At 63.3% G+C, this 22,619-nt stretch carries 19 protein-coding genes and 2 tRNA genes; 15 read left to right on the forward strand and 6 right to left on the reverse strand.

The window, feature by feature from the left end; all coding sequences use genetic code 11:
* Positions 1 to 113: 113 nt before the first annotated feature.
* The 8 genes from gyrB to ACFQ6H_RS17050 all read left to right on the forward strand — a co-directional run bounded on the left by gyrB (position 114) and on the right by ACFQ6H_RS17050 (position 11,031).
* Positions 114 to 2,150 carry a DNA topoisomerase (ATP-hydrolyzing) subunit B gene (gene gyrB / locus ACFQ6H_RS17015; RefSeq protein ID WP_378445277.1) on the forward strand — a complete coding sequence of 679 codons (2,037 nt, stop codon included), beginning with the start codon at positions 114 to 116 and terminating at the stop codon, positions 2,148 to 2,150.
* Positions 2,151 to 2,237: 87 nt separating this feature from the next.
* On the forward strand, positions 2,238 to 4,769 hold the full coding sequence (gyrA, locus tag ACFQ6H_RS17020) for a DNA gyrase subunit A (protein ID WP_378445279.1): 2,532 nt from the start codon (positions 2,238 to 2,240) through the stop codon (positions 4,767 to 4,769).
* Complete coding sequence (locus tag ACFQ6H_RS17025) at positions 4,769 to 6,163, forward strand: DUF3566 domain-containing protein (protein ID WP_378647420.1); 1,395 nt, start codon at positions 4,769 to 4,771, stop codon at positions 6,161 to 6,163. The genes gyrA and ACFQ6H_RS17025 overlap by 1 nt, the downstream gene beginning before the upstream one ends.
* A 75-nt stretch (positions 6,164 to 6,238) precedes the next feature.
* A tRNA-Ile gene (locus ACFQ6H_RS17030) sits at positions 6,239 to 6,312 on the forward strand.
* A gap of 176 nt (positions 6,313 to 6,488) precedes the next feature.
* Positions 6,489 to 6,561: transfer RNA gene (locus ACFQ6H_RS17035), tRNA-Ala, on the forward strand.
* Between the two features lie 228 nt (positions 6,562 to 6,789).
* Positions 6,790 to 7,899, forward strand: a complete 1,110-nt coding sequence (locus ACFQ6H_RS17040; protein ID WP_378445283.1) for a hypothetical protein — start codon at positions 6,790 to 6,792, stop codon at positions 7,897 to 7,899.
* Positions 7,900 to 7,961: 62 nt separating this feature from the next.
* Positions 7,962 to 9,626: an alpha/beta hydrolase gene (locus ACFQ6H_RS17045; RefSeq protein WP_378647422.1), complete on the forward strand. Its 1,665-nt coding sequence runs from the start codon at positions 7,962 to 7,964 to the stop codon at positions 9,624 to 9,626.
* Between the two features lie 127 nt (positions 9,627 to 9,753).
* A complete protein-coding gene (locus tag ACFQ6H_RS17050; protein WP_378647424.1) occupies positions 9,754 to 11,031 on the forward strand; it encodes a lipase family protein in 1,278 nt (425 codons plus the stop codon).
* A gap of 58 nt (positions 11,032 to 11,089) precedes the next feature.
* Here the strand turns inward: ACFQ6H_RS17050 and ACFQ6H_RS17055 are convergent, their stop codons facing one another.
* Positions 11,090 to 11,542, reverse strand: a complete 453-nt coding sequence (locus ACFQ6H_RS17055) for a hypothetical protein (RefSeq protein WP_378647426.1) — start codon at positions 11,540 to 11,542, stop codon at positions 11,090 to 11,092.
* Between the two features lie 90 nt (positions 11,543 to 11,632).
* Here ACFQ6H_RS17055 and ACFQ6H_RS17060 point away from each other — a divergent pair, with 90 nt between their 5' ends.
* Positions 11,633 to 12,160: a peptidylprolyl isomerase gene (locus ACFQ6H_RS17060; protein ID WP_283305660.1), complete on the forward strand. Its 528-nt coding sequence runs from the start codon at positions 11,633 to 11,635 to the stop codon at positions 12,158 to 12,160.
* Positions 12,161 to 12,177: 17 nt separating this feature from the next.
* The gene (locus ACFQ6H_RS17065) at positions 12,178 to 13,113 is read left to right on the forward strand and encodes a rhomboid family intramembrane serine protease (protein ID WP_378647427.1); all 936 of its coding nucleotides are present in this window, start codon (positions 12,178 to 12,180) and stop codon (positions 13,111 to 13,113) included.
* 30 nt (positions 13,114 to 13,143) lie between these two features.
* Here the strand turns inward: ACFQ6H_RS17065 and ACFQ6H_RS17070 are convergent, their stop codons facing one another.
* Positions 13,144 to 13,671 carry a lipoprotein LpqH gene (locus tag ACFQ6H_RS17070; RefSeq protein WP_378647429.1) on the reverse strand — a complete coding sequence of 176 codons (528 nt, stop codon included), beginning with the start codon at positions 13,669 to 13,671 and terminating at the stop codon, positions 13,144 to 13,146.
* Positions 13,672 to 13,974: 303 nt separating this feature from the next.
* On the opposite strand from ACFQ6H_RS17070, the gene ACFQ6H_RS17075 reads away from it, so the two are divergent.
* Entirely contained in the window at positions 13,975 to 15,318 is a 1,344-nt protein-coding gene (locus ACFQ6H_RS17075; protein WP_095969324.1) for an MFS transporter, read from the forward strand.
* On the opposite strand, the gene ACFQ6H_RS17080 is transcribed toward ACFQ6H_RS17075, so the two are convergent.
* Complete coding sequence (locus ACFQ6H_RS17080) at positions 15,309 to 17,174, reverse strand: helix-turn-helix domain-containing protein (RefSeq protein ID WP_378647433.1); 1,866 nt, start codon at positions 17,172 to 17,174, stop codon at positions 15,309 to 15,311. The genes ACFQ6H_RS17075 and ACFQ6H_RS17080 overlap by 10 nt on opposite strands.
* A gap of 139 nt (positions 17,175 to 17,313) precedes the next feature.
* Between ACFQ6H_RS17080 and ACFQ6H_RS17085 the strand changes: the two genes are divergently transcribed.
* Entirely contained in the window at positions 17,314 to 18,681 is a 1,368-nt protein-coding gene (locus ACFQ6H_RS17085; RefSeq protein ID WP_378647435.1) for an FAD-binding oxidoreductase, read from the forward strand.
* Positions 18,682 to 18,787: 106 nt separating this feature from the next.
* Positions 18,788 to 19,636, forward strand: a complete 849-nt coding sequence (locus tag ACFQ6H_RS17090; protein ID WP_378647437.1) for a TauD/TfdA family dioxygenase — start codon at positions 18,788 to 18,790, stop codon at positions 19,634 to 19,636.
* Here ACFQ6H_RS17090 and ACFQ6H_RS17095 read toward each other — a convergent pair.
* The 3 genes from ACFQ6H_RS17095 to crgA form a co-directional block, all read right to left on the reverse strand.
* Positions 19,629 to 20,240: a TetR/AcrR family transcriptional regulator gene (locus ACFQ6H_RS17095; protein ID WP_378647439.1), complete on the reverse strand. Its 612-nt coding sequence runs from the start codon at positions 20,238 to 20,240 to the stop codon at positions 19,629 to 19,631. The genes ACFQ6H_RS17090 and ACFQ6H_RS17095 overlap by 8 nt on opposite strands.
* Before the next feature lie 9 nt (positions 20,241 to 20,249).
* Positions 20,250 to 20,741, reverse strand: a complete 492-nt coding sequence (locus tag ACFQ6H_RS17100; protein WP_378647440.1) for a PH domain-containing protein — start codon at positions 20,739 to 20,741, stop codon at positions 20,250 to 20,252.
* A gap of 107 nt (positions 20,742 to 20,848) precedes the next feature.
* The gene (gene crgA / locus ACFQ6H_RS17105) at positions 20,849 to 21,112 is read right to left on the reverse strand and encodes a cell division protein CrgA (protein ID WP_003942576.1); all 264 of its coding nucleotides are present in this window, start codon (positions 21,110 to 21,112) and stop codon (positions 20,849 to 20,851) included.
* Positions 21,113 to 21,214: 102 nt separating this feature from the next.
* On the opposite strand from crgA, the gene ACFQ6H_RS17110 reads away from it, so the two are divergent.
* Together ACFQ6H_RS17110 and ACFQ6H_RS17115 are read left to right on the forward strand one after the other, a co-directional pair.
* The gene (locus ACFQ6H_RS17110) at positions 21,215 to 21,928 is read left to right on the forward strand and encodes a DUF881 domain-containing protein (protein WP_003942461.1); all 714 of its coding nucleotides are present in this window, start codon (positions 21,215 to 21,217) and stop codon (positions 21,926 to 21,928) included.
* Between the two features lie 22 nt (positions 21,929 to 21,950).
* Positions 21,951 to 22,616: an aminodeoxychorismate/anthranilate synthase component II gene (locus ACFQ6H_RS17115; protein WP_003942537.1), complete on the forward strand. Its 666-nt coding sequence runs from the start codon at positions 21,951 to 21,953 to the stop codon at positions 22,614 to 22,616.
* The last annotated feature ends 3 nt before the right edge of the window (positions 22,617 to 22,619 follow it).

The raw sequence follows: 22,619 nt of genomic DNA on the forward strand, positions 1-22,619 counted from the left end.
AAGATGGTCAACGGTAACTAGCGGCAACATTCTCGAACCCGCTCCGACGACACCCGCAAGGGCTTGCTGACGGCTGCGCTCGAGTATTGACGGAGAAGGAGAGCTACCCACCCGTGGCTGCCCAGAAGTCAGATACAAGCACTTCCAGCAAGGACTACAACGCGTCGTCCATCACCGTCCTCGAAGGACTCGAGGCGGTACGTAAGCGTCCAGGCATGTACATCGGTTCCACCGGTGAACGCGGCCTGCACCACCTCATTTGGGAGGTCGTCGACAACTCGGTCGACGAGGCGATGGCCGGACACGCCACCAAGGTCGAGGTCACCCTCCTCGAAGACGGCGGAATCCGCGTCATCGACGACGGCCGTGGCATCCCGGTCGGCATGCACGCCTCCGGAGTCCCCACCGTCGAGGTCGTGCTGACCCAGCTGCACGCCGGCGGCAAGTTCGACTCCGACTCCTACGCCGTCTCCGGTGGTCTGCACGGCGTCGGTATCTCGGTGGTCAACGCGCTTTCCACCCGGCTCGACGTCGACATCAAGGTCGACGGCTACCGGTGGCAGCAGACGTACACCGATTCCAAGCCGGGAGAGCTCGTACAGGGCGACCCGACGAAGGAGACCGGCACCACCGTCAGTTTCTGGGCCGATCCCGAGATCTTCGAGACCACCCGCTACAACTTCGAGACCGTTGCGCGTCGTCTGCAGGAAATGGCCTTCCTCAACAAGGGCCTGACCATCACGCTGACCGACGAGCGCGCCGAGGTCATCGACGACGAAGCTGCCGAGGTAGCCGAGGCTCCCAAGTCTGCTGCCGAAGAAGCCGAAGAAGCTGCTCATGCAGCGCCGCGTAAGTCCAAGACCCGCGTCTACCACTACCCCGGTGGACTCGAGGACTACGTCCGGCACATCAACAAGAGCAAGACTCCGATCCACAACTCGGTCGTCGGATTCACCGCCAAGGGCACCGGCCACGAGCTCGAGGTCGCAATGCAGTGGAACTCCGGTTACTCGGAGTCCGTCCACACCTTCGCCAACACCATCAACACCCACGAGGGTGGTACCCACGAAGAGGGCTTCCGCGCCGCACTGACCGCAACGGTCAACAAGTACGCGCTCGAAAAGAAGCTGCTCAAGGACAAGGATCCCAAGCTCACCGGTGACGACATCCGTGAAGGACTCGCGGCCATCATCTCGGTGAAGGTCGGCGAACCCCAGTTCGAGGGTCAGACCAAGACCAAGCTCGGCAACACCGAGGTCAAGTCCTTCGTGCAGAAGGCGTGCAACGAGCACCTCGCGCACTGGTTCGAGGCGAACCCCGCCGACGCGAAAACCATTGTGAACAAGGCTGTTTCGTCGGCGCAGGCCCGAGTTGCCGCGCGTAAGGCGCGTGAGCTGGTCCGTCGTAAGAGCGCGACAGACCTCGGTGGCCTGCCCGGCAAGCTCGCCGACTGCCGCTCCAACGACCCGGAGAAGTCCGAGATCTACATCGTGGAGGGCGACTCCGCAGGCGGCTCGGCCAAGTCCGGCCGAGACTCGATGTACCAGGCGATCCTCCCGCTTCGCGGAAAGATCATCAACGTGGAGAAGGCGCGTATCGATCGCGTCCTCAAGAACACCGAAGTCCAGTCGATCATCACCGCGTTCGGCACGGGCATCCACGACGAGTTCGACATCGCCAAGCTGCGCTATCACAAGATCGTGCTCATGGCCGACGCCGACGTCGACGGTCAGCACATCGCAACGCTGCTGCTCACACTGCTGTTCCGCTTCATGCGGCCGCTCGTCGAGCACGGCAAGGTCTACCTCGCGCAGCCGCCGCTGTACAAGCTCAAGTGGCAGAAGGGTGCGCAGCCGGAATTCGCGTACTCCGACCGCGAGCGCGACGCGATGGTCAAGGCCGGCCTCGAGTCCGGCAAGAAGATCAACAAGGACGACGGCATCCAGCGCTACAAAGGCCTCGGCGAGATGAACGCCAAGGAGCTGTGGGAAACCACGATGGACCCGACGGTGCGCGTTCTGCGTCTCGTCACGCTCGACGACGCGGCTGCTGCCGACGAGCTGTTCAGCGTGCTGATGGGCGAAGACGTCGAAGCACGACGCAGCTTCATCACCCGCAATGCCCGGGACGTTCGTTTCCTCGACGTGTAGGGCCTGCGGCCCTGTGAGCGGTTGAGGAGTCCCCGGACTCCTTTTCCGCGCACAAGGGCTTGCCCCCTCTTTTAAGAAAGTGAGCTCATGACCGACACCACGTTGCCACCGGACGGTCCGCAACACGACCGGATCGAACCGGTCGACATCCAGCAGGAAATGCAGAACAGCTACATCGACTACGCCATGAGCGTCATCGTCGGTCGCGCTCTGCCGGATGTCCGCGACGGACTCAAGCCGGTGCACCGCCGCGTGCTCTACGCGATGTACGACAACGGATATCGCCCCGACCGCGGATACGTGAAGTCTGCCCGACCGGTCGCCGAGACCATGGGTAACTACCACCCCCACGGCGACTCCTCGATCTACGACACGTTGGTCCGTATGGCCCAGCCGTGGTCGCTGCGTTACCCGCTCGTCGACGGTCAGGGAAACTTCGGCTCCCGCGGCAACGACGGCGCAGCCGCCATGCGTTACACCGAGTGCAGGCTCACGCCGCTCGCGATGGAAATGCTGCGCGAAATCGACCACGAGACAGTCGATTTCACCCCGAACTACGACGGCAAGACGCAGGAACCGACGGTTCTGCCCAGCCGTATCCCGAACCTTCTGATCAACGGTTCCAACGGCATCGCCGTCGGTATGGCCACCAACATTCCGCCGCACAACCTGCGTGAAGTTGCCGACGCCATCTACTGGGCGCTCGAGAACTTCGAGGCGGACGAGGAAGCCACCCTCGCGGCCGTCATGGAGCGCATCAAGGGACCCGACTTCCCGACGCACGGTCTCATCGTCGGTGGACAGGGCATCCAGGACGCCTACACCACCGGTCGTGGATCCGTCCGTATGCGCGGCGTCGTCGAGATCGAAGAAGATGCCAAGGGCCGCACCACGATCGTCATCACCGAGCTGCCCTACCAGGTCAACCCGGACAACCTGATCACCTCCATCGCGGAGCAGGTTCGTGACGCCAAGATCGGTGGCATCTCCGACATCCACGACGAGTCCTCGGACCGCGTCGGCATGCGCATCGTCGTCACCGTCAAGCGTGACGCCGTTGCCAAGGTCGTGCTGAACAATCTGTACAAGCACACCCAGCTGCAGACCAGCTTCGGTTGCAACATGCTCTCCATCGTCGACGGAGTGCCGCGCACGCTGCGCCTCGACCAGATGATCCGTCTGTACACGACGCATCAGCTCGAGGTCATCGTCCGTCGTACCAGGTACCTGCTTCGCAAGGCACAAGAGCGCGCCCACATCCTGCGCGGTCTGGTCAAGGCGCTCGACGCTCTGGACGAGGTCATCGCCTTGATTCGCGCGTCGCAGACCGTCGACATCGCTCGCGCCGGATTGATGGAACTCCTCGACGTCGACGAGATCCAGGCCGACGCCATCCTCGGCATGCAGCTGCGTCGTCTGGCCGCCCTCGAGCGTCAGAAGATCGTCGACGAGTTGGCTGAGATCGAACTCGAAATCGCGGACCTCGAAGACATTCTGGCTCGCCCGGAGCGTCAGCGCGCGATCGTTCGTGACGAGCTCAAGGAAATCGTCGACAAGTACGGCGACGACCGTCGTACCCGCATCATCGCCGCCGACGGAGACGTCAACGACGAGGATCTGATCGCCCGCGAAGACGTCGTCGTCACGATCACCGAGACCGGTTACGCCAAGCGCACCAAGACCGACCTGTACCGCTCGCAGAAGCGCGGCGGCAAGGGCGTTCAGGGTGCCGGCCTCAAGCAGGACGACATCGTCTCGCACTTCTTCGTCACCTCGACGCACGACTGGCTGCTGTTCTTCACCACGAAGGGCCGCGTCTACCGCGCGAAGGCTTACGAGCTGCCCGAGGCGAGCCGTACCGCTCGCGGTCAGCACGTTGCCAACCTGCTGGCATTCCAGCCGGACGAGCGCATTCAGTCCGTCATCCAGATCAAGACGTACGAAGACGCGCCCTATCTGGTGCTCGCCACTCGCAACGGTCTGGTCAAGAAGTCCAAGCTCACCGACTTCGACTCCAACCGCAGCGGTGGCATCGTCGCCATCAACCTGCGCGGTGAAGACGAACTGGTCGGCGCTGTTCTCTGCTCCGCCGACGACGACCTGCTTCTCGTCTCGGCACAGGGCCAGTCGATCCGCTTCTCGGCCACCGACGAGGCACTGCGTCCGATGGGCCGCGCCACTTCCGGTGTCCAGGGCATGCGTTTCAACGGTGACGACGAGCTGCTCTCGCTCAACGTCGTTCGTGAAGGAACGTTCCTCCTGGTCGCCACCTCGGGCGGTTACTCCAAGCGAACCGGCATGGAGGACTACCCGGTGCAGGGTCGCGGCGGCAAGGGCGTGCTCACGATTCAGTACGACAAGAAACGTGGCACTCTGGTCGGTGCGCTCATCGTCGACGACGACGACGAGCTGTACGCGATCACCTCGGGCGGCGGCGTCATCAGGACGGCTGCCAAGCAGGTTCGTAAGGCAGGACGCCAGACCAAGGGCGTGCGTCTGATGAACCTCGGCGAAGGCGACACACTGCTCGCGATTGCGCGCAACGCCGACGAGCCCGAAGAGCTCGCTGCAGAGACCACCGACAACGCAGACAATGCCGATGGAGCTAAGGAGTCCTAGTGAGCACTCCCAACCAGCCGGGCAGTGACCAGAAGAGCGGAAGCCCTTCAGGTTCGACGCCACCGAAGCCGGAGCAGGCAACTGCTCCGGCGGGGCCGCAGACCTCGAAACCTGCAGCTCCAGCGGACGGCGGACCCAAAGCTTCCGAGGCAGCTCCGGCGCCCAAGGCACCTGAGCCGCCTCGCGGCCCGTCGGTTCAGAAGCCGGCGGGTGGGGCTTCCGACGCTGCGGGTGCGGCCAAGGGTCAGGCTCCTTCCGCTCCTTCTGTGGCTCCGGCTGCGCCGGTAACTCCGGCGAAGGGTGACGGTCAGGCTCCGCCGCAACCGGTTGCCAATCAGGCTCGTGGCAGCCAGGCACCGCCTTGGCAGCGCGGACCCCAGCCGTCAGGTCAGCCGCAGGGGCAGTCAGCTCAGAATCCGGCTGCCCAGAGTCCGGCTGCTCAGAATCCGGCGTCGAAGGCTCAGACACCGCAGAATCAGGCGCCGCAAAGTCAGCCGCAGACCAACATCACGCGCCCAGCCGGCGCTGGTGCTCCTGCGGGTCGACCGACAGCTCCTGCCGGGGGTAAGCCGCCTGCGGGTCCGCAGCGTCCTGCACCGGCCGGCCCGGCGCAGGGTGGCCCGGCGCAGGGTGGCCCGGCCAAAAACCCCGCGCAGGGTGGTGCGCCGAAGGGACAGCCCCAAGCGGGTCGTCCTGCCGCCGGTGCACAGGCAGGTCGCCCTGCCGGCAATCCTTCGGCGCGTCCCGTCGTGACGGGAACCGCGGCGGCCGCAGCTACCGGCGGCGTCGCCGGCGCGGCAGCAGCCAAGGCTGTTACACCCTCGGGCGCAAATCCCAAGGCTGCAAATGCCACAGTCGCCAATCCCACGGTCGCAAATCCGAAAGCAAAAGCTGCTGCGATCGACGGGCCCACTCGGCACATCGATCGCAAGGATCTGCCGAAGGACATGCCTGACCTCTCCGAGGCCAAGCATCCGTTGCCTGCTGCGGTGAAGGGTGAGAAAACTCACGCCGTATCAGCTTCGGTCGTCGACGGTGCGCCACTGCGCGCAACGGTTCAGATCCGTCGTATCGACCCGTGGTCCACGCTCAAGATCACGTCCGTGATCTCGGTGTCGCTGTTCTTCGTGTGGATGGTGGCCGTCGGGCTGCTCTACGTCGTTCTCGACGGAATGGGCGTCTGGGATCGCCTGAACAACGCGTTCACCGACATCGTTGCCGACGGCGGCTCCGACGGTCTGGTGACGGCCGGCCAGGTGTTCGGCTACGCGGCGCTGATCGGTATCGCGAACATGGTGCTTTTCACGGCACTCGTCACGATCGGATCGTTCATCTACAACCTCTGCAGCGACCTGGTTGGCGGCGTAGAGGTAACTCTCGCCGACCGCGACTGACCTGCGAAAACATTGCTCCGCCGGGCCCGTTTTGGTGTCAGCGGCCCGGTGGGGTAATCTTTGGAATCGGTTCAGGGGCCTATAGCTCAGGTGGTTAGAGCGCTTTACTGATAATGAAGAGGTCGGAGGTTCAAGTCCTCCTAGGCCCACTCCCATGTGCCGAAGAAGGGTTGCTGGAATGAAGGTTTTCCTGCTTGTCGGGGCCGGAATTCTGGTAGCTCTCGGGGTCACCAAGCTGATCAAAAGTCAGCGCGGAGACAAGGTTTGGCACGATTTGGAAACAGGATAGAACCTAGGTACTCTGACTCCGGTCAGAAAACCGAACGGGGCCTTAGCTCAGTTGGTAGAGCGCTGCCTTTGCAAGGCAGATGTCAGGAGTTCGAATCTCCTAGGCTCCACAGTAAGGAAACACCCTCCCGGGATCCGGGAGGGTGTTTTTTGTATGCCCCGTTTTTGAGCGAACGGCACTTTCGGCGCACTGGAGGCGATGAACATGCCGTTCGCCCGGAGTGGGGTGGCCAGAACCGCGCCCACAATGGACCGTTCGTCCCGAATTCTCCGGAAAGTCTAGTGGTCATAACCAGCTGGGCGTACCGTGGGGAGAACCCAATTTCAGGAGGTTCGTAGTGCTTCACAACGACATTCCCAGCCACGGTGAAATTGCCGCACTCGCGGAGGTGGAGGGGCCCACCTGCATCACCATCGTTACTCCGACTGAAGATGCGCCTCAGGATTACGACAAAGCGCGCATAGCCTTCAAGGACCAGGTCCGCTCGGCACTCGCGTCGGTGGAGGATCCCGCCGAGCGCAAGCAGTTCGAGGCCGAATACGCAGAGCTCGACGACGACGACGATTTCTGGCGCTTCCAGTCGCGCTCATTGGTCACGTACGCGACGCCGGAGCGTCTGGTGACCTTCCGCCTCCCCAACCGTCTGCAGGCGCTCGAAACGGTCAGCGATCGGTTCCACCTCAAGCCACTGCTCCGTTCGGTGACGTTCCCCCAGACGGCGTTTGTTCTCGCCCTGGCAGAGGGTTCGGTGCGACTGATCGAGATCGCCGCCGATCAGCCGGCCGACGAGGTCCGTGTTCAGGGAATGCCGAAGAACGCTGCGGATCACGCGGGCAAGTCGTCGATCAACAGCCGTACCGAGGCGGGTCGGTTGTCGGGGTCGGACAGCCGGAAGTTGCGCGTCAATCAGTACGCCCGCGCAGTCGATCACGAGGTCCGCGGTGTGCTCGCCGGCCGTGATGTCCCCTTGATCCTGGCCGCTGCCGAACCCATCGCGTCGGTGTATCGCTCCGTGAATTCGTACCGCCACCTGGTCGACAAAACCGTCGAGGGAAACCCGGAAGCCTTGTCGACGCAGGAAGTGGCGGACGGTTCGCGTCCGGCGCTCGACGACTTCCACGCCGAGCAGCTGGCGGCGGTGCGGGACACCTTCAATGTGCGCACGGAACAGGGACGCACTCAGACGGACGTCGCCGACGTGGCAACAGCCGCGACGTACGGACAGGTCGACACCGTTTTCATCGACATCGATTCCGTCGTACCCGGAAGTCTCGATCCCCAGACAGGCGCTCTCACGACCGGTGAGTCGACCAACGGAAGCACCTACGGTGTCGTCGACGAGATCGCTCGTCGTTCGCTCTTGACGGGCGCTCGGGTGCTCGCTGTTCGCGCGGAGGACATTCCGGGCGGCGGCGCAGTTGCCGCGATTTTGCGCTTCGCTCCGTAAACAGACTGGACGCGTGTGCGCCTCGTGACCTGATTCGGGCACGGGGCGCATACGATTCCGGCATGAAACGTGTGTGGGAACGGCTGCGCCTCTACTGCAAGACGCTGCACCCGGTCGGGCTTGCCTTTGCTCTGGTCTTCTTCACGTGGTCGATGAGTCCGTCCCTGTTGCCGCGCGCGTGGTACCTCCAGGGCGTTGCGACGGGCATCTCGCTCGCGATGGGATACGGCGTCGGCGTCACGGTTGCCTGGATGATCCGCAAGTGCGGCGTCGAACCGCAATGGTCCGATCGCACCAAGAAGATCGGCTGGCGAATCCTGCTGGTCGCGGCCGTCATTCTGGTTCCGACGTTCTTGGTCCTCGGTTCGTGGTGGCAGCAGATCGTTCGCGATCTCGTGGAAGCTCCACGCACCAATCAGGCGAATTATCTTCTGGTGCTGATGATTTCGCTCGGAATCTGGTTCATCCTGCTCGAGGCTGGTCGTGGTCTTAGGTTCACCACCAACAAGCTCACCGCAGTCGCGCTTCGGTTCGTTCCCCTCGAAGCGGCGAAGGTCGGCAGCTTGATCGTCATCTTCGCTCTCGGCATCTTCATCGTGAACGGTGCGCTGTACAACGGGCTCATCGCGTTCGCGAACTGGAGCTTCTCCGGCGCCGATCACGAAACTCCGGACGGCATCGAACAACCATTGATCGCCGAGCGCAGTGGTTCACCGATGTCCGCCGAGGCCTGGGATTCTCTCGGCCAGGAGGGGCGAACCTTCATGGGCAGCGGTCCCACCGCAGCGGAGATCTCTGCGTTGACCGGACGTGAAGCGAAGCAACCGATCCGCGTGTACGCCGGACGGGAATCCTCGGACTCGATCAACGGTGTGGCACAGCGCGTCGTCGACGAGTTGGAGCGCACCGGTGGATTCGACCGCGGAACCCTCGCAGTCGTGACGACCACCGGCCGCGGTTGGGTGAACGAGGACGTCGCGTCGGCGTTCGAGTACGTCGAGGGCGGCGACACGGCAATCGCGTCGATGCAGTATTCGTTCCTTCCGAGTCCGTTGGCCTTCATCGCCGACCGCGAGACGCCGATGATCGCCGGGCGCGCGCTGTTCAACGCGGTGTACGCCAAGTGGATCGACCTGCCTGTGGAGACGCGACCCGAGTTGGTTGTCTTCGGTGAGAGCCTCGGTTCCTACGGTGGGCAGGCCGCATTTGCCGGCGCTCAGGACATGATGACGCGTGTCGACGGCGCACTGTGGGTCGGAACCCCCAACTTCACTGCTCAGTGGCAGGAAATCACGGACAGTCGTGACTCGGGTTCGAAGGAAATTCTGCCGGTGATCGACGGTGGACGCGCCATTCGGTTTGCCGGTGATCCGGAGGATCTGGAGCTGAAGTCGGATTGGGACGACGACCGCATCGTGTACTGGCAGCACGCCAGCGACCCGATCACGTGGTGGTCCTTCGACCTGCTGCTCAACAAGCCGGATTGGCTCAAGGAACCATTGGGTCGAGACGTGGATCCGGGAATGACGTGGGTGCCGCTCGTGACGTTCTGGCAGGTCACCCTCGACATGGTGTTCTCGGCTGACGTCCCGTCCGGGCACGGTCACAACTACGGCGAGGATGCGGCAGACATGTGGGCCAAGATCCTGCATCCCGAGGCGTGGACCTCGGCTGATACCGACAAGCTTCGTTCGCTGCTGACCACGAATCTGGAGCCCACGAAGTAGTCGTAAACGGTTGTAGTTCAGCCTGTTAAGGCAAATACCTCACGAAAAAGTGTTACGTGAGGTATGTGTTACTCTGCGTTCGCTGTGTGCCAAGCCACAGCGCAGGCGAACGTGGGGAGATCGAAACGTGAAGAGCAGAGCATGGTGGGCGGCCGGGGTCTCCGTCGCAGCACTGGTCATGGGTGCTGTGACGGCCCCCGCCGCAATGGCTGAGCCGGCGGATTTCTACACACCGCCGTCCGAGCTTCCGGCAGGTGCCAACGGAGACCTCATCAAGAGCGAGCCGTCACCACTGCTGCTGAGCGTGCCCGGATCGAACGGTGCTTGGCCGGCGACTGCCACCAAGATCATGTACCGAAGCGAGGACGCCAAGGGCGCCCCCGTCGCCGTGACGGGCACCTATCTCGAACCGTCGAATCCGTGGACCGGGCAGGGGGCGCGTCCACTGGTTGCCGCAGCGGTGGGAACGCATGGACAAGGCGATCAGTGCGCACCGTCCAAGCTCTTCAACACCGGTATCGAGTATCAGTTCCCGACGGACGTCATGGTCGGTTACGAGTCCATCTGGGTGAACACGTTGCTGCTCAACGGCATTGCCGTCGTCGTCACCGACTACGAGGGTCTCGGAACTCCAGGCGATCACACCTACGTCAACCGTGAAGCCGAAGCGCATGCCGTTCTGGACTCGGTGCGCGCCGCTCAGCAACTCCCGAACACGAGCATTCCCGCCGACGGCCCCGTCGGACTGTGGGGTTACTCCCAAGGTGGTGGAGCTGCCGCTGCCGCAACGGAATTGAAGCCGTCGTACGCTCCCGAACTTGATCTCAAGGGCACGTACGCAGGCGCACCGCCCGCTGATCTGGCGGCGACGCTGCAGCAGGTCGACGGCACGTTCCTCACCGGAGTGATCGGATACGCGCTCAACGGAATCCTTGCGCAGTACCCCGAGGTCCAGCCGTTGCTCGACGCCGAGATCAACGATCGTGGCCGACAGATGTTGGCCGCCACCAAGAACCAGTGCGTCGCCGAAAGTGGTCTGCAGTTCGGCTTCCAGCAGTCGTCGAGCTTCACCAATTCCGGTGAATCGCTCTCCGCAGTTCTGGCCCGCCTACCCATGGCGCAGGCGATCCTCGACGAACAGAAGATCGGCAAGCTGACGCCGGAGTCGCCCGTGTTGATCCAGCACGGCCGCTCCGATGACATCGTTCCGTTCGGCCAGGGACAGCAATTGGCGCAAGACTGGTGCGGCAAGGGCGCGACGGTGCAGTTCTCCGTCAACGAACTGCCCCCGATCATTCCGGGTCTGGCAATTAATCACGCGACGCCGTATCTGGTGGGTACCCCCGAATCCGTCGGGTACATGATCGATCGCTTCAACAACGTCCCGGCACCGTCCAACTGCTGACGGCCAGGCATCGAAAAGCCCCGGAACACACTGTGTTCCGGGGCTTTTTGTATGTCGACTACGCGGTCTTCTCGGCCGAGTTCTCCTCGAGGCGCGGGGGTGCGGAAGCGACCGGCGGATGTTCGCGTCGCCGGCTCTTGAAGAACACCGCGCCACCGATCACCGCAACACCGGCGATGACGAACACGGTGACGCGCTTGCGGCCGCGAGGCTTCTCGGTGCGTTCCGTGGACTTCGTGGGGATAGCCTTGGCGCGCTCGACGCCCTTCTTGGCGAGGACTTTGCCCTGACGACCCAGGAACAACCCGACCTGCCCGGCGCCGCGAGCGACCGACGTCGCGACCACCGCGGCGATACGGCGAGCGTTGTCGGCTGCCTCGGACTCCTTGATACGAGTCGCTGTCTCTTCGAGGTAAGCGGCGGTCTCGTCGAAGGTGTCCTCGACGCGGGCGCGCGCGTGATCGAAGGTGTCGGGCAACTGCGTGCTGAGGGACTCGGTCACTCGTGTCATGACTTCACTGTGCCATAACAGCGAGGCGAGGACAGGGAGAGTTTTACGGGGCGACATCCGCGAGAACGTCGGCAATGGCACGATGGTGGTGTGACTTCAACTCATCAGACCGCAACCGCAACGCTGCACACGAACCGCGGCGACATCAAGATCGCTCTGTTCGGCAACCATGCGCCGAAGACCGTCGAGAACTTCGTCGGCCTCGCCGACGGCTCGAAGGAGTACACCACCGCAAACGCCGCCGGCACCAAGACCGGCCCGTTCTACGACGGTGCCATCTTCCACCGCGTCATCGACGGCTTCATGATCCAGGGTGGCGACCCCACCGGCACCGGCACCGGCGGCCCGGGCTACAAGTTCGGTGACGAGTTCCACCCGGAACTGCAGTTCGACCGCTCCTACCTGCTGGCCATGGCCAACGCAGGCCCGGGAACCAACGGCTCGCAGTTCTTCATCACCACCGGCCCGACGCCGCACCTGAACCGTCGCCACACCATCTTCGGTGAGGTTCTCGACGACGATTCCAAGAAGGTTGTCGACGCCATCTCCTCCACCTCGGTCGATCGTGGCGATCGTCCGGTCGAGCCCGTCGTGATCAACAGCATCACCATCTCCTGAACAGGTAAAACAAGCAGATGACGAACCCCGGTTGGGGCGGCGGTGCGAGTGAGGGCATCCCGCCCCAACCGCGGTGCGTCCGCCATCCAGATCGACCTACCGCACTTTCCTGCAATCGTTGTGGACGCCCGGCGTGCCCGGACTGTCTCCGCGAGGCGGCGGTGGGATACCAATGTGTTGACTGTGTAGCTGCCGGTCAGCGTGATGTTCGGGGCGTCGCCGGAAACACCGTGAGCCCCACCCGTGCGGTCCCGGTCGTGACGTACACCTTGATGGGGCTCAACGTCCTGGCGTTCCTGGCGACCTTCGCGCAGTCGCGAAGCATCATGAACAATCAGGTCGGCTCGTCGATCTTCGCGAACTGGGCACTCAATCCCGGTCTGGTTGCCAGCGGTGACTGGTTCCGGCTCATCGGCTCCGGGTTCCTGCACTTCGGAATCCTGCACCTCGCGGTCAACATGTACGCCCTCTACATTCTGGGGCGCGACACCGAAATCGTGATGGGCCGCTCGCGGTACATCGGCATCTACCTGGTTTCGCTTCTCGGCGGTTCAGCCTCGGTGATGGCGTTTCAGCCCGTGTTCTCTTCGCTCACGGCCCTATCCTGGACCGCTGGAGCGTCGGGTGCGATCTTCGGCATCATGGGCGCACAGGCCGTCCTTCTTCTGCGTTTGCGTCGAAGCCCGGTCCCGATCATCTCGGTGATCGCGATCAATGTGATCATCAGCATTTCGCTGCCCGGGATCTCGTTCTGGGGTCACGCGGGAGGTCTGGTGGCAGGTGCCGCAACGGCCGCTGCATTCCTGTACGCCCCACAGTGGTTGGGCGCCGGTGAGAACCGTGTGAAAGCAGTGCGGATCGGCTGGATCGCTTTTGGTGCGGTCACTGTGGTGACGTTGGGAGTCATCGTGCTCCGCGTCGTCCAACTGCGCGAACAGCTGGGAATCAGTTAGCAAGAATCTATGGCCCAGCCGTTCTATCGCTCAGCCGCCGATGATGGACTCGCAGGCGAACGTGATCTCGAAGCTCGACGTCTCCGTCGGGTTGCCCTTGTCCCGGGCGCCGATTCCCTCGCCTGTCACCACGAAGGTATTGCCGTCCTGCTTGGCAGTGGCAGACCCGCCGGGCAGGCCCGGTGCAAATCCGGCGGTGTACGGCAGACCGTTCGATCCACCCTCGCTTCCGGCGATTCCAGCAGTCTGAACCGTGCCGGATTCATCGACGATGGCCGAGACGGTCAACATGCCGTAGGTGGGATTTTCTGCGTCGAGCAGTGTCATAACTGTCGTGCCGCCGTCCTTTGCGCACTTCGTCTCGAACGTGGCGTCGAGCGCCTTCCCGCCGACGGTGACCGAGGACGCAGCGGACGAAGCGCCGGCAGCAGGTTTGTCCGAGCCAGTCTTGTCGGAGTCGCTGCCGCAGGCGGAGGCGAATAGAGCGACCGCCGCGATGGTGGCAGCGAAAGCGGTGGAGGACCGGCGGGTCATCGTGGTCCGAACCATCTTCGTCATGTTCTGTCCTTCAAGTCACGCGGTGCGTCCGCACTTGCTCGGGCTTTTCGGCGACAACACTAACCACTGACTCGGTGCTCGTAGCTCTAAACCCCCAGCTCAGACGGGTTTGTCGCCTTCGACTGTTCGGGGACGTTCGTCGGGCTGCCCGGGATCATCTGCCGGATCTTTGGGAGCAATCGCACATGCAGAGACGGCTTCTGTGGAGATTGTCCACATAGGTTGAGGTCGGTGACACTTCTACTGTGGCTTGAGTCACTTCGTAGATAGCACCGCTGACCTTTTCCGAGGAGTACCCCTGCCATGACCTCCACCGATAGCACCACCACTGACGGTGGGGTTGCGCCGAGCGAGATCGAATCTCGCGTGGTGAAGAAGGTAGCGCGACGGCTGATCCCCTTCCTGATCCTGCTCTATTTCGTGAACTATCTGGATCGTACGAACATCGCTTTCGCGAAGCTCACCATGAGCGCCGACCTCGGGATGACCGAGACGATGTTCGGGCTCGCCTCCGGACTCTTCTTTGTCGGCTACCTGCTGTTCGAGGTGCCGAGCAACCTGGCCCTGCACCGCTTCGGCGCCCGGCTGTGGATCGCACGCATCATGCTCACCTGGGGCATTCTCGCCGCTGCGCTGGCATTCGTACCCAACGTAGGCAGTCTCTATTTCCTGCGGATCCTGCTGGGAATCGCCGAGGCCGGCTTCTTCCCCGGAGTTCTTCTCTACCTGACCTTCTGGTTCCCGAAGAAGTATCGCGTACGCCTGATGGGCCTGTTCCTGCTGACTCTTCCACTCTCGTCGGCGCTCGGCGCCCCACTCTCGGCGGCCATCATCCAGTACGGCGACGGTCTGTTCGGCCTGGCCGGATGGCGCGTGATGTACCTGATCGAGGGTCTGCCTGCCGTGATCTTGGCGTTTGTCGTCTGGTTCTACCTCACCGACCGTCCCGCCGACGCCAAGTGGTTGACCCTCGAGGAGCGCACGTGGCTGATGAAGTCCATGGCGGACGAGGAAAAAGAACTCGGCGACGCCGGTCATCAGTCTGCCGGTAAGACCTTGCGCGATCCCCGCGTCATCGGTTTCGGTCTGGTCTACTTCGGAATCACCTACGGCCTCTACGCTTTGAGCTTCTTCCTGCCCAGCATCGTCGCGGGATTCAAGCAGACGTTCAACACCGATTTCTCGCTCGTCGAGACCGGGCTGATCGTGGCGGTCCCCTACGCGATCGGCGCCGTCGCGATGGTGCTGTGGAGCCGCCATTCCGACAAGACCGGAGAACGAATGTGGCACGTTGCAGCCCCGACGCTCTTGGGTGCGGTGTCCATTCCGATTGCGCTGTACCTGGATTCACCGTTTACCGTCATGATTGCGGTCTCGCTCACCGCTGTCGGCGTCCTCTGCGCTCTCCCCGTCTTCTGGTACCTGCCCACCACGTTCCTGACGGGTGCCAGTGCGGCCGCGGGTATCGCGATGATCAACTCGATCGGCAACGCGTCGGGCTTCGGCGCTCCGTACATCACCGGCTGGCTCACCGATGTGACCGGAAATGCCAAGGCAGGCCTGTGGGTGGTGGGCGCCGTGATGCTCTGTGCCGCAATCCTTGTTGTAGTGCTGGCGAAGCGATCGAGCAAGCCTGCTCAGATCTGACCGAGTTTCCCCGCACTGGCACGCAGCCGGATCAGGAGCGCAAGATCGAGCGCCTGATCCGGCTGACGCCACTGTGTTCCGATCAACCTGTCGATGGACTCGAGGCGTTGGTACAGGGTGTTGGCGTGAATCGCGAGCGCGGCGGCAGTGGCGGAGTGCTTGCAATTGTGGGAGAGGTACGACGCCAGGGTGTCCAATAATGGAACCCCGCGTCGCTGCTCCTCCTCGAGGAGCGGGCCGAGGGAACGCTGCGTCAGCGCTTCCAGTTCGTCGCGGCCGGTGCGGCTGAGGAGAATCCGGTAAATGCCGAGTGAACTTGCCGGTTCCACGTGGGAGGCCCGACCGAGAGTCTCAAGGACGTCGACGGTGTGCTGAGCCTCGACATAGGCCCGCGCGAGTCCTTCTGCTCCAACCGCCGGATCGGCGATTCCGACGGTCGGGTTCTCTGAGGGTTGCACCCACGCCGCCGCAACCTCTGTTGGTGACATTCCGGGAATGAGTGCAATGACCCGTGAACCATGCTCGGCAACAACGGTTCCCGATGGAAAAGCAATTTCCTCGATGCTACGACGCGCACGGTCGACGGCGTCTGCCGGGCGGGCCACCACGACGGTGTACGAGCGGTCGGGGTTAAGACCGGCCAGGCGGAACTGCCCGGTGACTTCGGCCGGCGTCGGCGCAGGCCTGGTGATCAGATCGACCAGGAACGCGTCGCGTGCTCGGCGGGTGGCTTCCCGGGCTGCCCGTTCGCCGACCAGTGCCAGCGCAATGGCGGGAGCAGACCTTTCGAGTGCCAACCTCATGGCGGCGGTGGGTTCCTGGCGCGCGAGCAGGAACAGAACTCCGAGTTGGTCACCGGCACTGCGTACTTCGGTGGCGAACAGGAACTGCTCACCGACAATCAGCGTCACTTCCTGCTCGCGTCGGTCTGCGGAAAGTATGTCGAAGACCCGATGCACGCTCTCGCTCACCCGTTGCAACCCTGGCGGGATCTCGGATGTTCCGGTCACGAAGAACACCGGTGAGCCCGTCGACGCCGAGGTTTCCTCCACGAGTTCACGGACTCCACCCCCGCGCAGGACAACCTGAGTGAGCGAGCGGTCCCAGGTCAGTGTCTGTTCGAGAAGTGCTGTGCGCTCGGCGAGTTCGGTGTTCGCGGCGTTCACTTCCGCAACCGTCGCGCGATAGCGTTCGAGAGAACGGGCATTCTCGATGGCCACCGAGGCATGGGCTGCGAGTGCGGACAGCAACGCAACTTCTTCATTGCCGAATCGACGCTCCTGACGCTTACAGGCGCACAGCGCACCCAGGATCTTGCCGTTCAATGTCAGTGGCACAGCCAGCAGGCCGCGCATGTTCTCGGCTCGCGCTGCGTCGTCGGCCGGTCCGATGTGTGCAAACGAGGGGTCGTTGCGGTAGTCGGACGACCAAGCGGGAGAAGAGTTCTCGACTACGCGACCAATCAGGCCTTCACGGAAGGGAACCGTGAGGCCGAGTAGCTGGGACGTGTATGCCCCACTCGTGACCTCGATGATCAAGATGTCGTTGTGAATCAGAGCAAGGTACGAAAGGTCGACGCCGAGTAGACGTTTGGCCTGGTCCACGATCTCTTGCAAGAGGGCATGGTGATCGTGCATCGTGGTGAGCAGCGACGCGATGTCGTTGAGCGCCCCCAGTTCGGTGGCGCGCTGTCGGCGCTGAGCCAGGAGACTTCGTAGCTGAAGTGCCGATCGGGCTTCTCGCTCGATCTCGGCGGCGGACTCGGGGCCCGAGCCTGCGGCCAGTTGATCGCGATGCTCGATCAGTTCCTCGGTGGATGCCTCGGCCAGGAGAAGCTGTAGCCAGTTCTCGTGCATCCGCACTCCCTTGTCAGGCCAACTCGTCAGGCCAACTTGTCAGACCAATTGTGAGTATGGAGAGAATGTCCATACGGTTTCCGGTTTCTCGGAGTAAATCTACATGGGGTGGTGTAGTCGCCGTCACTATCGTGGAGTCATGACACTCCTCGAGGCGCTCAGCTCGCAGATCGATGCGGATCGACTGATCACCGACCCCGACATCATGGCGAGCTATATCCACGACGACGCCGAGTGGGCTCCGTACGAGATGCCGGTCGCCGTGGTCCGTCCGCGCACAGCCGAGCAGGTACAGACCGTTGTGCAGGCGTGCATCGCCCACGGTGCGCCCGTCGTGACGCGCGGCGCCGGTACCGGCCTGTCGGGCGGAGCCAACGCGGTCGCCGGTGGCGTCGTGATCGCCTTCGACGCGATGAATGCCATCAAGGAGATCAACACCCTCGAGCGTTTGGCTGTGGTCGAACCCGGAGTGGTCAACGATCACCTCCGCGACGCCTGCGCCGAGCACGGACTCTGGTACCCGCCCGATCCGGCCAGCGCGCCTTGGTCGACGATCGGCGGCAATGTCGCGACCAATGCCGGCGGCCTGTGCTGCGTCAAGTACGGCGTCACCAAGGACTACGTGCTGGGCATGCAGGTGGTCACCGGAACCGGCGAGCTGGTTCGGCTCGGGCGTCGAACTGCCAAGGGAGTGGCCGGGTTTGATCTCTCGGCGCTCATGGTCGGCTCCGAAGGAACTCTCGGTGTGATCACCGAGGTGACCGTCAAACTTCGTCCTCAGCGCGATCCCGAACGCACCATCGTCGGGTACTTCGACTCCATCGTTGCTGCGGGCAAGGCTGTCGAAGCCGTAGCCGCCGACGGTCTCACGCCGTCCGCCCTCGAGCTGATCGACCGACAGTGCCTGCTTGCCGTCGATGCCTGGAAGAACATGGGCCTCTCGGCCGACGCCGAGGTGGTCCTGCTCGGCCGCATCGACACACCGGGCGAGATCGGCGACGCCGAAGCCGAGCGAATGTTGGCCTGCTTCAACCGTTCCGGGGCAACCTGGAGCGCGAGGTCCACCGACCAGGAGGAAGCCGACGCCTTGTTCTCTGCCCGGCGTCTGGCGTACCCCGCCCTCGAGCGGCTCGGCCCGGTGCTCACCGAGGACATCTGTGTTCCCAAGGCTGCGGTCCCGGAAATGTTGGCGCGCATCGAGGCCATCTCGGCCCGTCACGACACGCACATCGCGAACATCGCGCATGCGGGTGACGGCAACCTGCATCCGCTGCTGATCACGCCACACGACGACGAAGCGGCACGTCGACGCGCTCAGGCCGCTTTTGCCGAGATCATCGACAACGCCCTCGAGCTGGGCGGAACCGTCACCGGTGAGCACGGCGTCGGCCTGTTGAAGATGGGCGGCCTCGCGCAAGAACTGTCACCGGCCGTCGTCGCGATGCATCATGCAATCAAGGGCGCACTCGACCCGCACGGAATCATGAACCCCGGCAAGGTGATTTGAAGAGCCAGCTCCGTAACCGAATCGGTTTCCGGAGTTACACCGCTGAAACGGCGAGTCCCTACGCTGAGTTGAACCACTTGGTTCAACTCGATGTAAGGAGTCACGGATGTTCTCTTCCGACTTGACGCAGGCAAGTGTCGTTCCCCGGCGCGTGGACACGGTGGCAGCGGTTCGGGCTGCGATCGCACTCGACGGCGCCGCGGTTTACGGCGGGCTGCACACCGAGGAGGACGCGATTGCCTTTGCGTCGAAGTTGCTCGGTGAGAAGTACATTCGCGTCGGCCGACAGTTCGAGGCAAGCGCAAGAAGTCAGGATGCCGAGGCCGCCGTCGTCGACACCCAACCGGTGGACGAACGCGGCCGGAAGCGCTCGTTCGGCATCTCCGGCGAGCGGATGACTGCCCACAACGACGGTTTTGCGTTCGGTGACTACGCGCCCGACTATCTGTTTCTGTGGTGCAAGCGTCCGGCGTATCCGAGTGGGGGCGACTCGTTTCTCATCGATGCGCTCAAACTGACGCGGTTGCTCGCCTTCGATCCCGCAACCGCTGAATTGGCCGAATTCTGTTGGAGCACAGACATCGACCATTCGGAGCCGAACTTCCCGCAGAACTCCTTTGCGCCGATCGCCAGGACGGTCCCGAGTGGACGCAACCAGGTTCGGTATCACCCGTATCTCGCGCCGATCGCCGGTGAATCGGAAGAAGCTCAGTGGCCGCTGGTGAAGCAGTGGAGTGAGGCTGTGATTCACGTGCGCGACAGCGGTCCGATGTTCCGCGCCGAAGCCGGCGAGATGATCTGCATCGACAACTACCGGGTACTGCACGGCCGCGACGGATACACCGACCCCGGCCGTGAGCTGTACTCGATCTGGGGATGGTCGAGCGACGCCGTGGCAGTGCCGCAGCAGGCTCTCGACATCGTGCAACCAGACCTGGCGGCGCTCGCTATGTAATCGGCCTCGCCGCAGAATGCACGGTGGCAACAATCGATTCCGTCAGATGCCGGGCGGCACGGTCGACCACTGCGCGGTCGCCGCCACCGATCAGCGTCATCTGGAAACCGCGCCAGGCGGCCACGATCTCGTGTCCCAGAGTTTCGGCAAGCTCGGCGTCGACGCCGGTTTCGGCTATGGCGCTGGCAGTTTCGTCGGCCCATTCGTTGGCTACGCCCTCGAGGAGAGGGCGGTACTGCTCCGAGTCGAATGCGGCCACACCGAAGAGTTCGAAGAAGAGCCGATGGTACGCAACAAGTTCGGGGTCGGCGAGGATGCTCCACGCGTCGTGTAGGCGGTCCGCGATGGGGATCTCGGAATCGCGGATCAGATCGAGGAGGTGGGCGATCCCGGGAAAGCGAAGCCCGGCGCGGCGCAGTGCCTCGAGGAGCAGTCCGGCCTTGCTCCCGAAGTAGTACAGAAGCATGCGATTGTTGGAGCCGAGTGCTCGGCTGAGCCCCCGAAGCGTTGCCGAGGAGACGCCGAACTCGAGGACGTAGTCGGCGGCGAGGTCGAGAAGGCGGTCGCGTTCTGAACCGCTTTGCGACCCGGGTGGACTACTCACCGCTCGACCCTACTTCTCGGGCGGCACCAAACCGTGGACAGCGAGCACGTCGAGGACGTCCTCCGGCGAGGTACCGAGATCCCAGCGTCCGAAGATCAACAGCTTCTCGGTGTCGGTGGGCCGGTCGACGATGTCGATCTCGAGCATCGGGACGCGTCGACCCAGACGCGGGTAGCGGACAAGCCGCACGCGGTCGATCTGTTCGCGGGTAAACGTGTGCCGGGCGCGCAGTCGCTGCACCGCGATCGACTTGGTTCCCCCGTCTTCGATCACGGCCAGGCGGGGACGCTGACGCAGAGCGAGGCCGCCCATCACGAACAGCCCGATCACCGCGAGGGCGAGCAGGAAGCGTCCGGCCGGCTCCGTGGGCGCGACGATCGAGGCGATCGCGAGGGCAATTCCGCCGCCGAACATCGCGTAGACAACACCCATCGGAGTGGCCCACGAGACGACCTCCGCGGCGTTGTCACGAGGCTGTGGATGAAATTCATCCTCGAGCATGTGGATAACTTCCTAGGTTGTCCACAGGAGTTATCCACAATGGGGATGAATGACACCCATGTAATTGAATGACGGTCACGATCCGGTTCGAATCAGATACTCGCTGGTCAGCGCCATCTCATGGTCATGACAAGGCCGACAACCATGAAACCGAAGCCGACAAGGAAGTTGTAGTTTCCCAAGTCGTTCATCCACGTGATCGAATCCGCGGCCAAGTAGTACACAATCAGCCACGCCAGGCCGACAAGCATGAATCCGAGCATCACCGAGACGTACAACGTGCTCGACGGACCCATCTTCACCTTCACCGGAGTGCGGTTTGCCGGGTTGACTGTGTAGTCGTTCTTCTTACGGACCTTCGACTTGGGCATGACGTCCTCGCTCTACGGTGTGACCTGCATGTGTTACCTACACGCTAACGTAGCTGTGTCCAGTTGGTCACCGGCCGACCTGCACAATCCGGGAGGAGCCACGTGTCTTCGGGTGAATCTTCACGAACCGTCTGGCACATCGGTGTACTTGCCGTCTGCCTGGTAGCCGGTCTGATGGTCGCCACGGCGCAACGATCCGCCGAGGAAAACCAGCTGCAGGTCACCGAAAGCACCAGGCTCTCCGATCTGGTTCGCAGTGCCCAGGCCAATGCCGAGAAAGTTTCGGCCGACCGGGACGAACTTGCCGCCCAGCTCGATTCGCTGCAGCAGGACGCCGCTCGGTCCGATGCCGGCGTGGCAGCGGCGCTCGGTGACATCAAGAACATCTCCGCCGACGCGGGACTGACGGAGATGACCGGCCCTGGTGTTGTGGTCACGATGACGGACGCTCCGCGCAACGCCGACGGCAAGTATCCGGTCGACGCCACTCCGGACGACCTCGTCGTGCATCAGCAGGACGTCCAGAGCGTCCTGAACGCACTGTGGGCCGGCGGGGCCGAAGCGGTGGGTATGCAGGACCAACGGATCATCAGTACGTCGGCGCCGCGGTGCATCGGAAACACTCTCCTTCTTCACGGCCGTACCTACAGCCCGCCGTACGTGATGAGTGCCATCGGCGACGTCGCACGCCTCGAGGCGGCCCTCGCTGCTGAACCGGGCATTCGGATCTACAAGCAGTACGCGACCCGCTTCGGCCTCGGGTACACGCAGGCAACGCCGTCGCAGATCACGGTCCCCGCCTATACCGGCGGATAGCACGGGCGTTTACCCTGCTCTCATGAGGATTCTCGTCGTCGACAACTACGACAGCTTTGTGTTCAACCTGGTGCAGTACCTCGGCCAGCTCGGAACCGAAGCCGTGGTCTGGCGCAACGACGATCCACAACTGACGGCAGACCTCGAAGGTGCAGTAGCTCAGTTCGACGGCATTCTCCTGAGCCCGGGCCCCGGAACTCCGCAGCGCGCGGGAGCGACAATGGATCTGGTGAAGGTCTGCGCCGACACCAAGACCCCGCTGCTCGGCGTCTGCCTCGGACATCAGGCGATCGGTGCGGCCTTCGGCGGAACCGTCGACCGCGCTCCCGAACTGCTTCACGGCAAGACGAGCCTGGTGCACCACAAGGACGTCGGTGTCCTGGCCGGACTGCCCGATCCGTTCACCGCTACCCGCTACCACTCGCTGACAGTTCTCGAGGACACCATTCCCGAGGAACTCGAGGTGACTGCCCACACCGAGAGCGGCGTCGTGATGGCGATGCGTCACCGCGAACTGCCGATTCACGGCGTCCAGTTCCACCCGGAGTCCGTCCTCACTCAGGGTGGGCACCGGATGCTCGCTAACTGGCTCGCAGTCTGCGGTGAGGCGCCCCCGGAAGGGCTCGTCGCAGCCCTCGAGGCCGAGGTCGCGTCGGCGCTCGGTGGAGCCCTACCCGCAATTCTCTGACAC

It is taken from the genome of Rhodococcus sp. NPDC056506 (assembly GCF_042794945.1).
Taxonomy (GTDB): domain Bacteria; phylum Actinomycetota; class Actinomycetes; order Mycobacteriales; family Mycobacteriaceae; genus Rhodococcus_F.

Coding starts and splice junctions, on each gene's coding strand:
- gyrA (WP_378445279.1), top strand. CDS start 2,238: ATGACCGACACCACGTTGCCACCGGACGGTCCGCAACACGACCGGATC.
- ACFQ6H_RS17045 (WP_378647422.1), top strand. CDS start 7,962: ATGAAACGTGTGTGGGAACGGCTGCGCCTCTACTGCAAGACGCTGCAC.
- ACFQ6H_RS17055 (WP_378647426.1), bottom strand. CDS start 11,542: ATGACACGAGTGACCGAGTCCCTCAGCACGCAGTTGCCCGACACCTTC.
- ACFQ6H_RS17065 (WP_378647427.1), top strand. CDS start 12,178: ATGACGAACCCCGGTTGGGGCGGCGGTGCGAGTGAGGGCATCCCGCCC.
- ACFQ6H_RS17070 (WP_378647429.1), bottom strand. CDS start 13,671: ATGACGAAGATGGTTCGGACCACGATGACCCGCCGGTCCTCCACCGCT.
- ACFQ6H_RS17075 (WP_095969324.1), top strand. CDS start 13,975: ATGACCTCCACCGATAGCACCACCACTGACGGTGGGGTTGCGCCGAGC.
- ACFQ6H_RS17080 (WP_378647433.1), bottom strand. CDS start 17,174: ATGCACGAGAACTGGCTACAGCTTCTCCTGGCCGAGGCATCCACCGAG.
- ACFQ6H_RS17085 (WP_378647435.1), top strand. CDS start 17,314: ATGACACTCCTCGAGGCGCTCAGCTCGCAGATCGATGCGGATCGACTG.
- ACFQ6H_RS17090 (WP_378647437.1), top strand. CDS start 18,788: ATGTTCTCTTCCGACTTGACGCAGGCAAGTGTCGTTCCCCGGCGCGTG.
- ACFQ6H_RS17100 (WP_378647440.1), bottom strand. CDS start 20,741: ATGCTCGAGGATGAATTTCATCCACAGCCTCGTGACAACGCCGCGGAG.
- crgA (WP_003942576.1), bottom strand. CDS start 21,112: ATGCCCAAGTCGAAGGTCCGTAAGAAGAACGACTACACAGTCAACCCG.
- ACFQ6H_RS17115 (WP_003942537.1), top strand. CDS start 21,951: ATGAGGATTCTCGTCGTCGACAACTACGACAGCTTTGTGTTCAACCTG.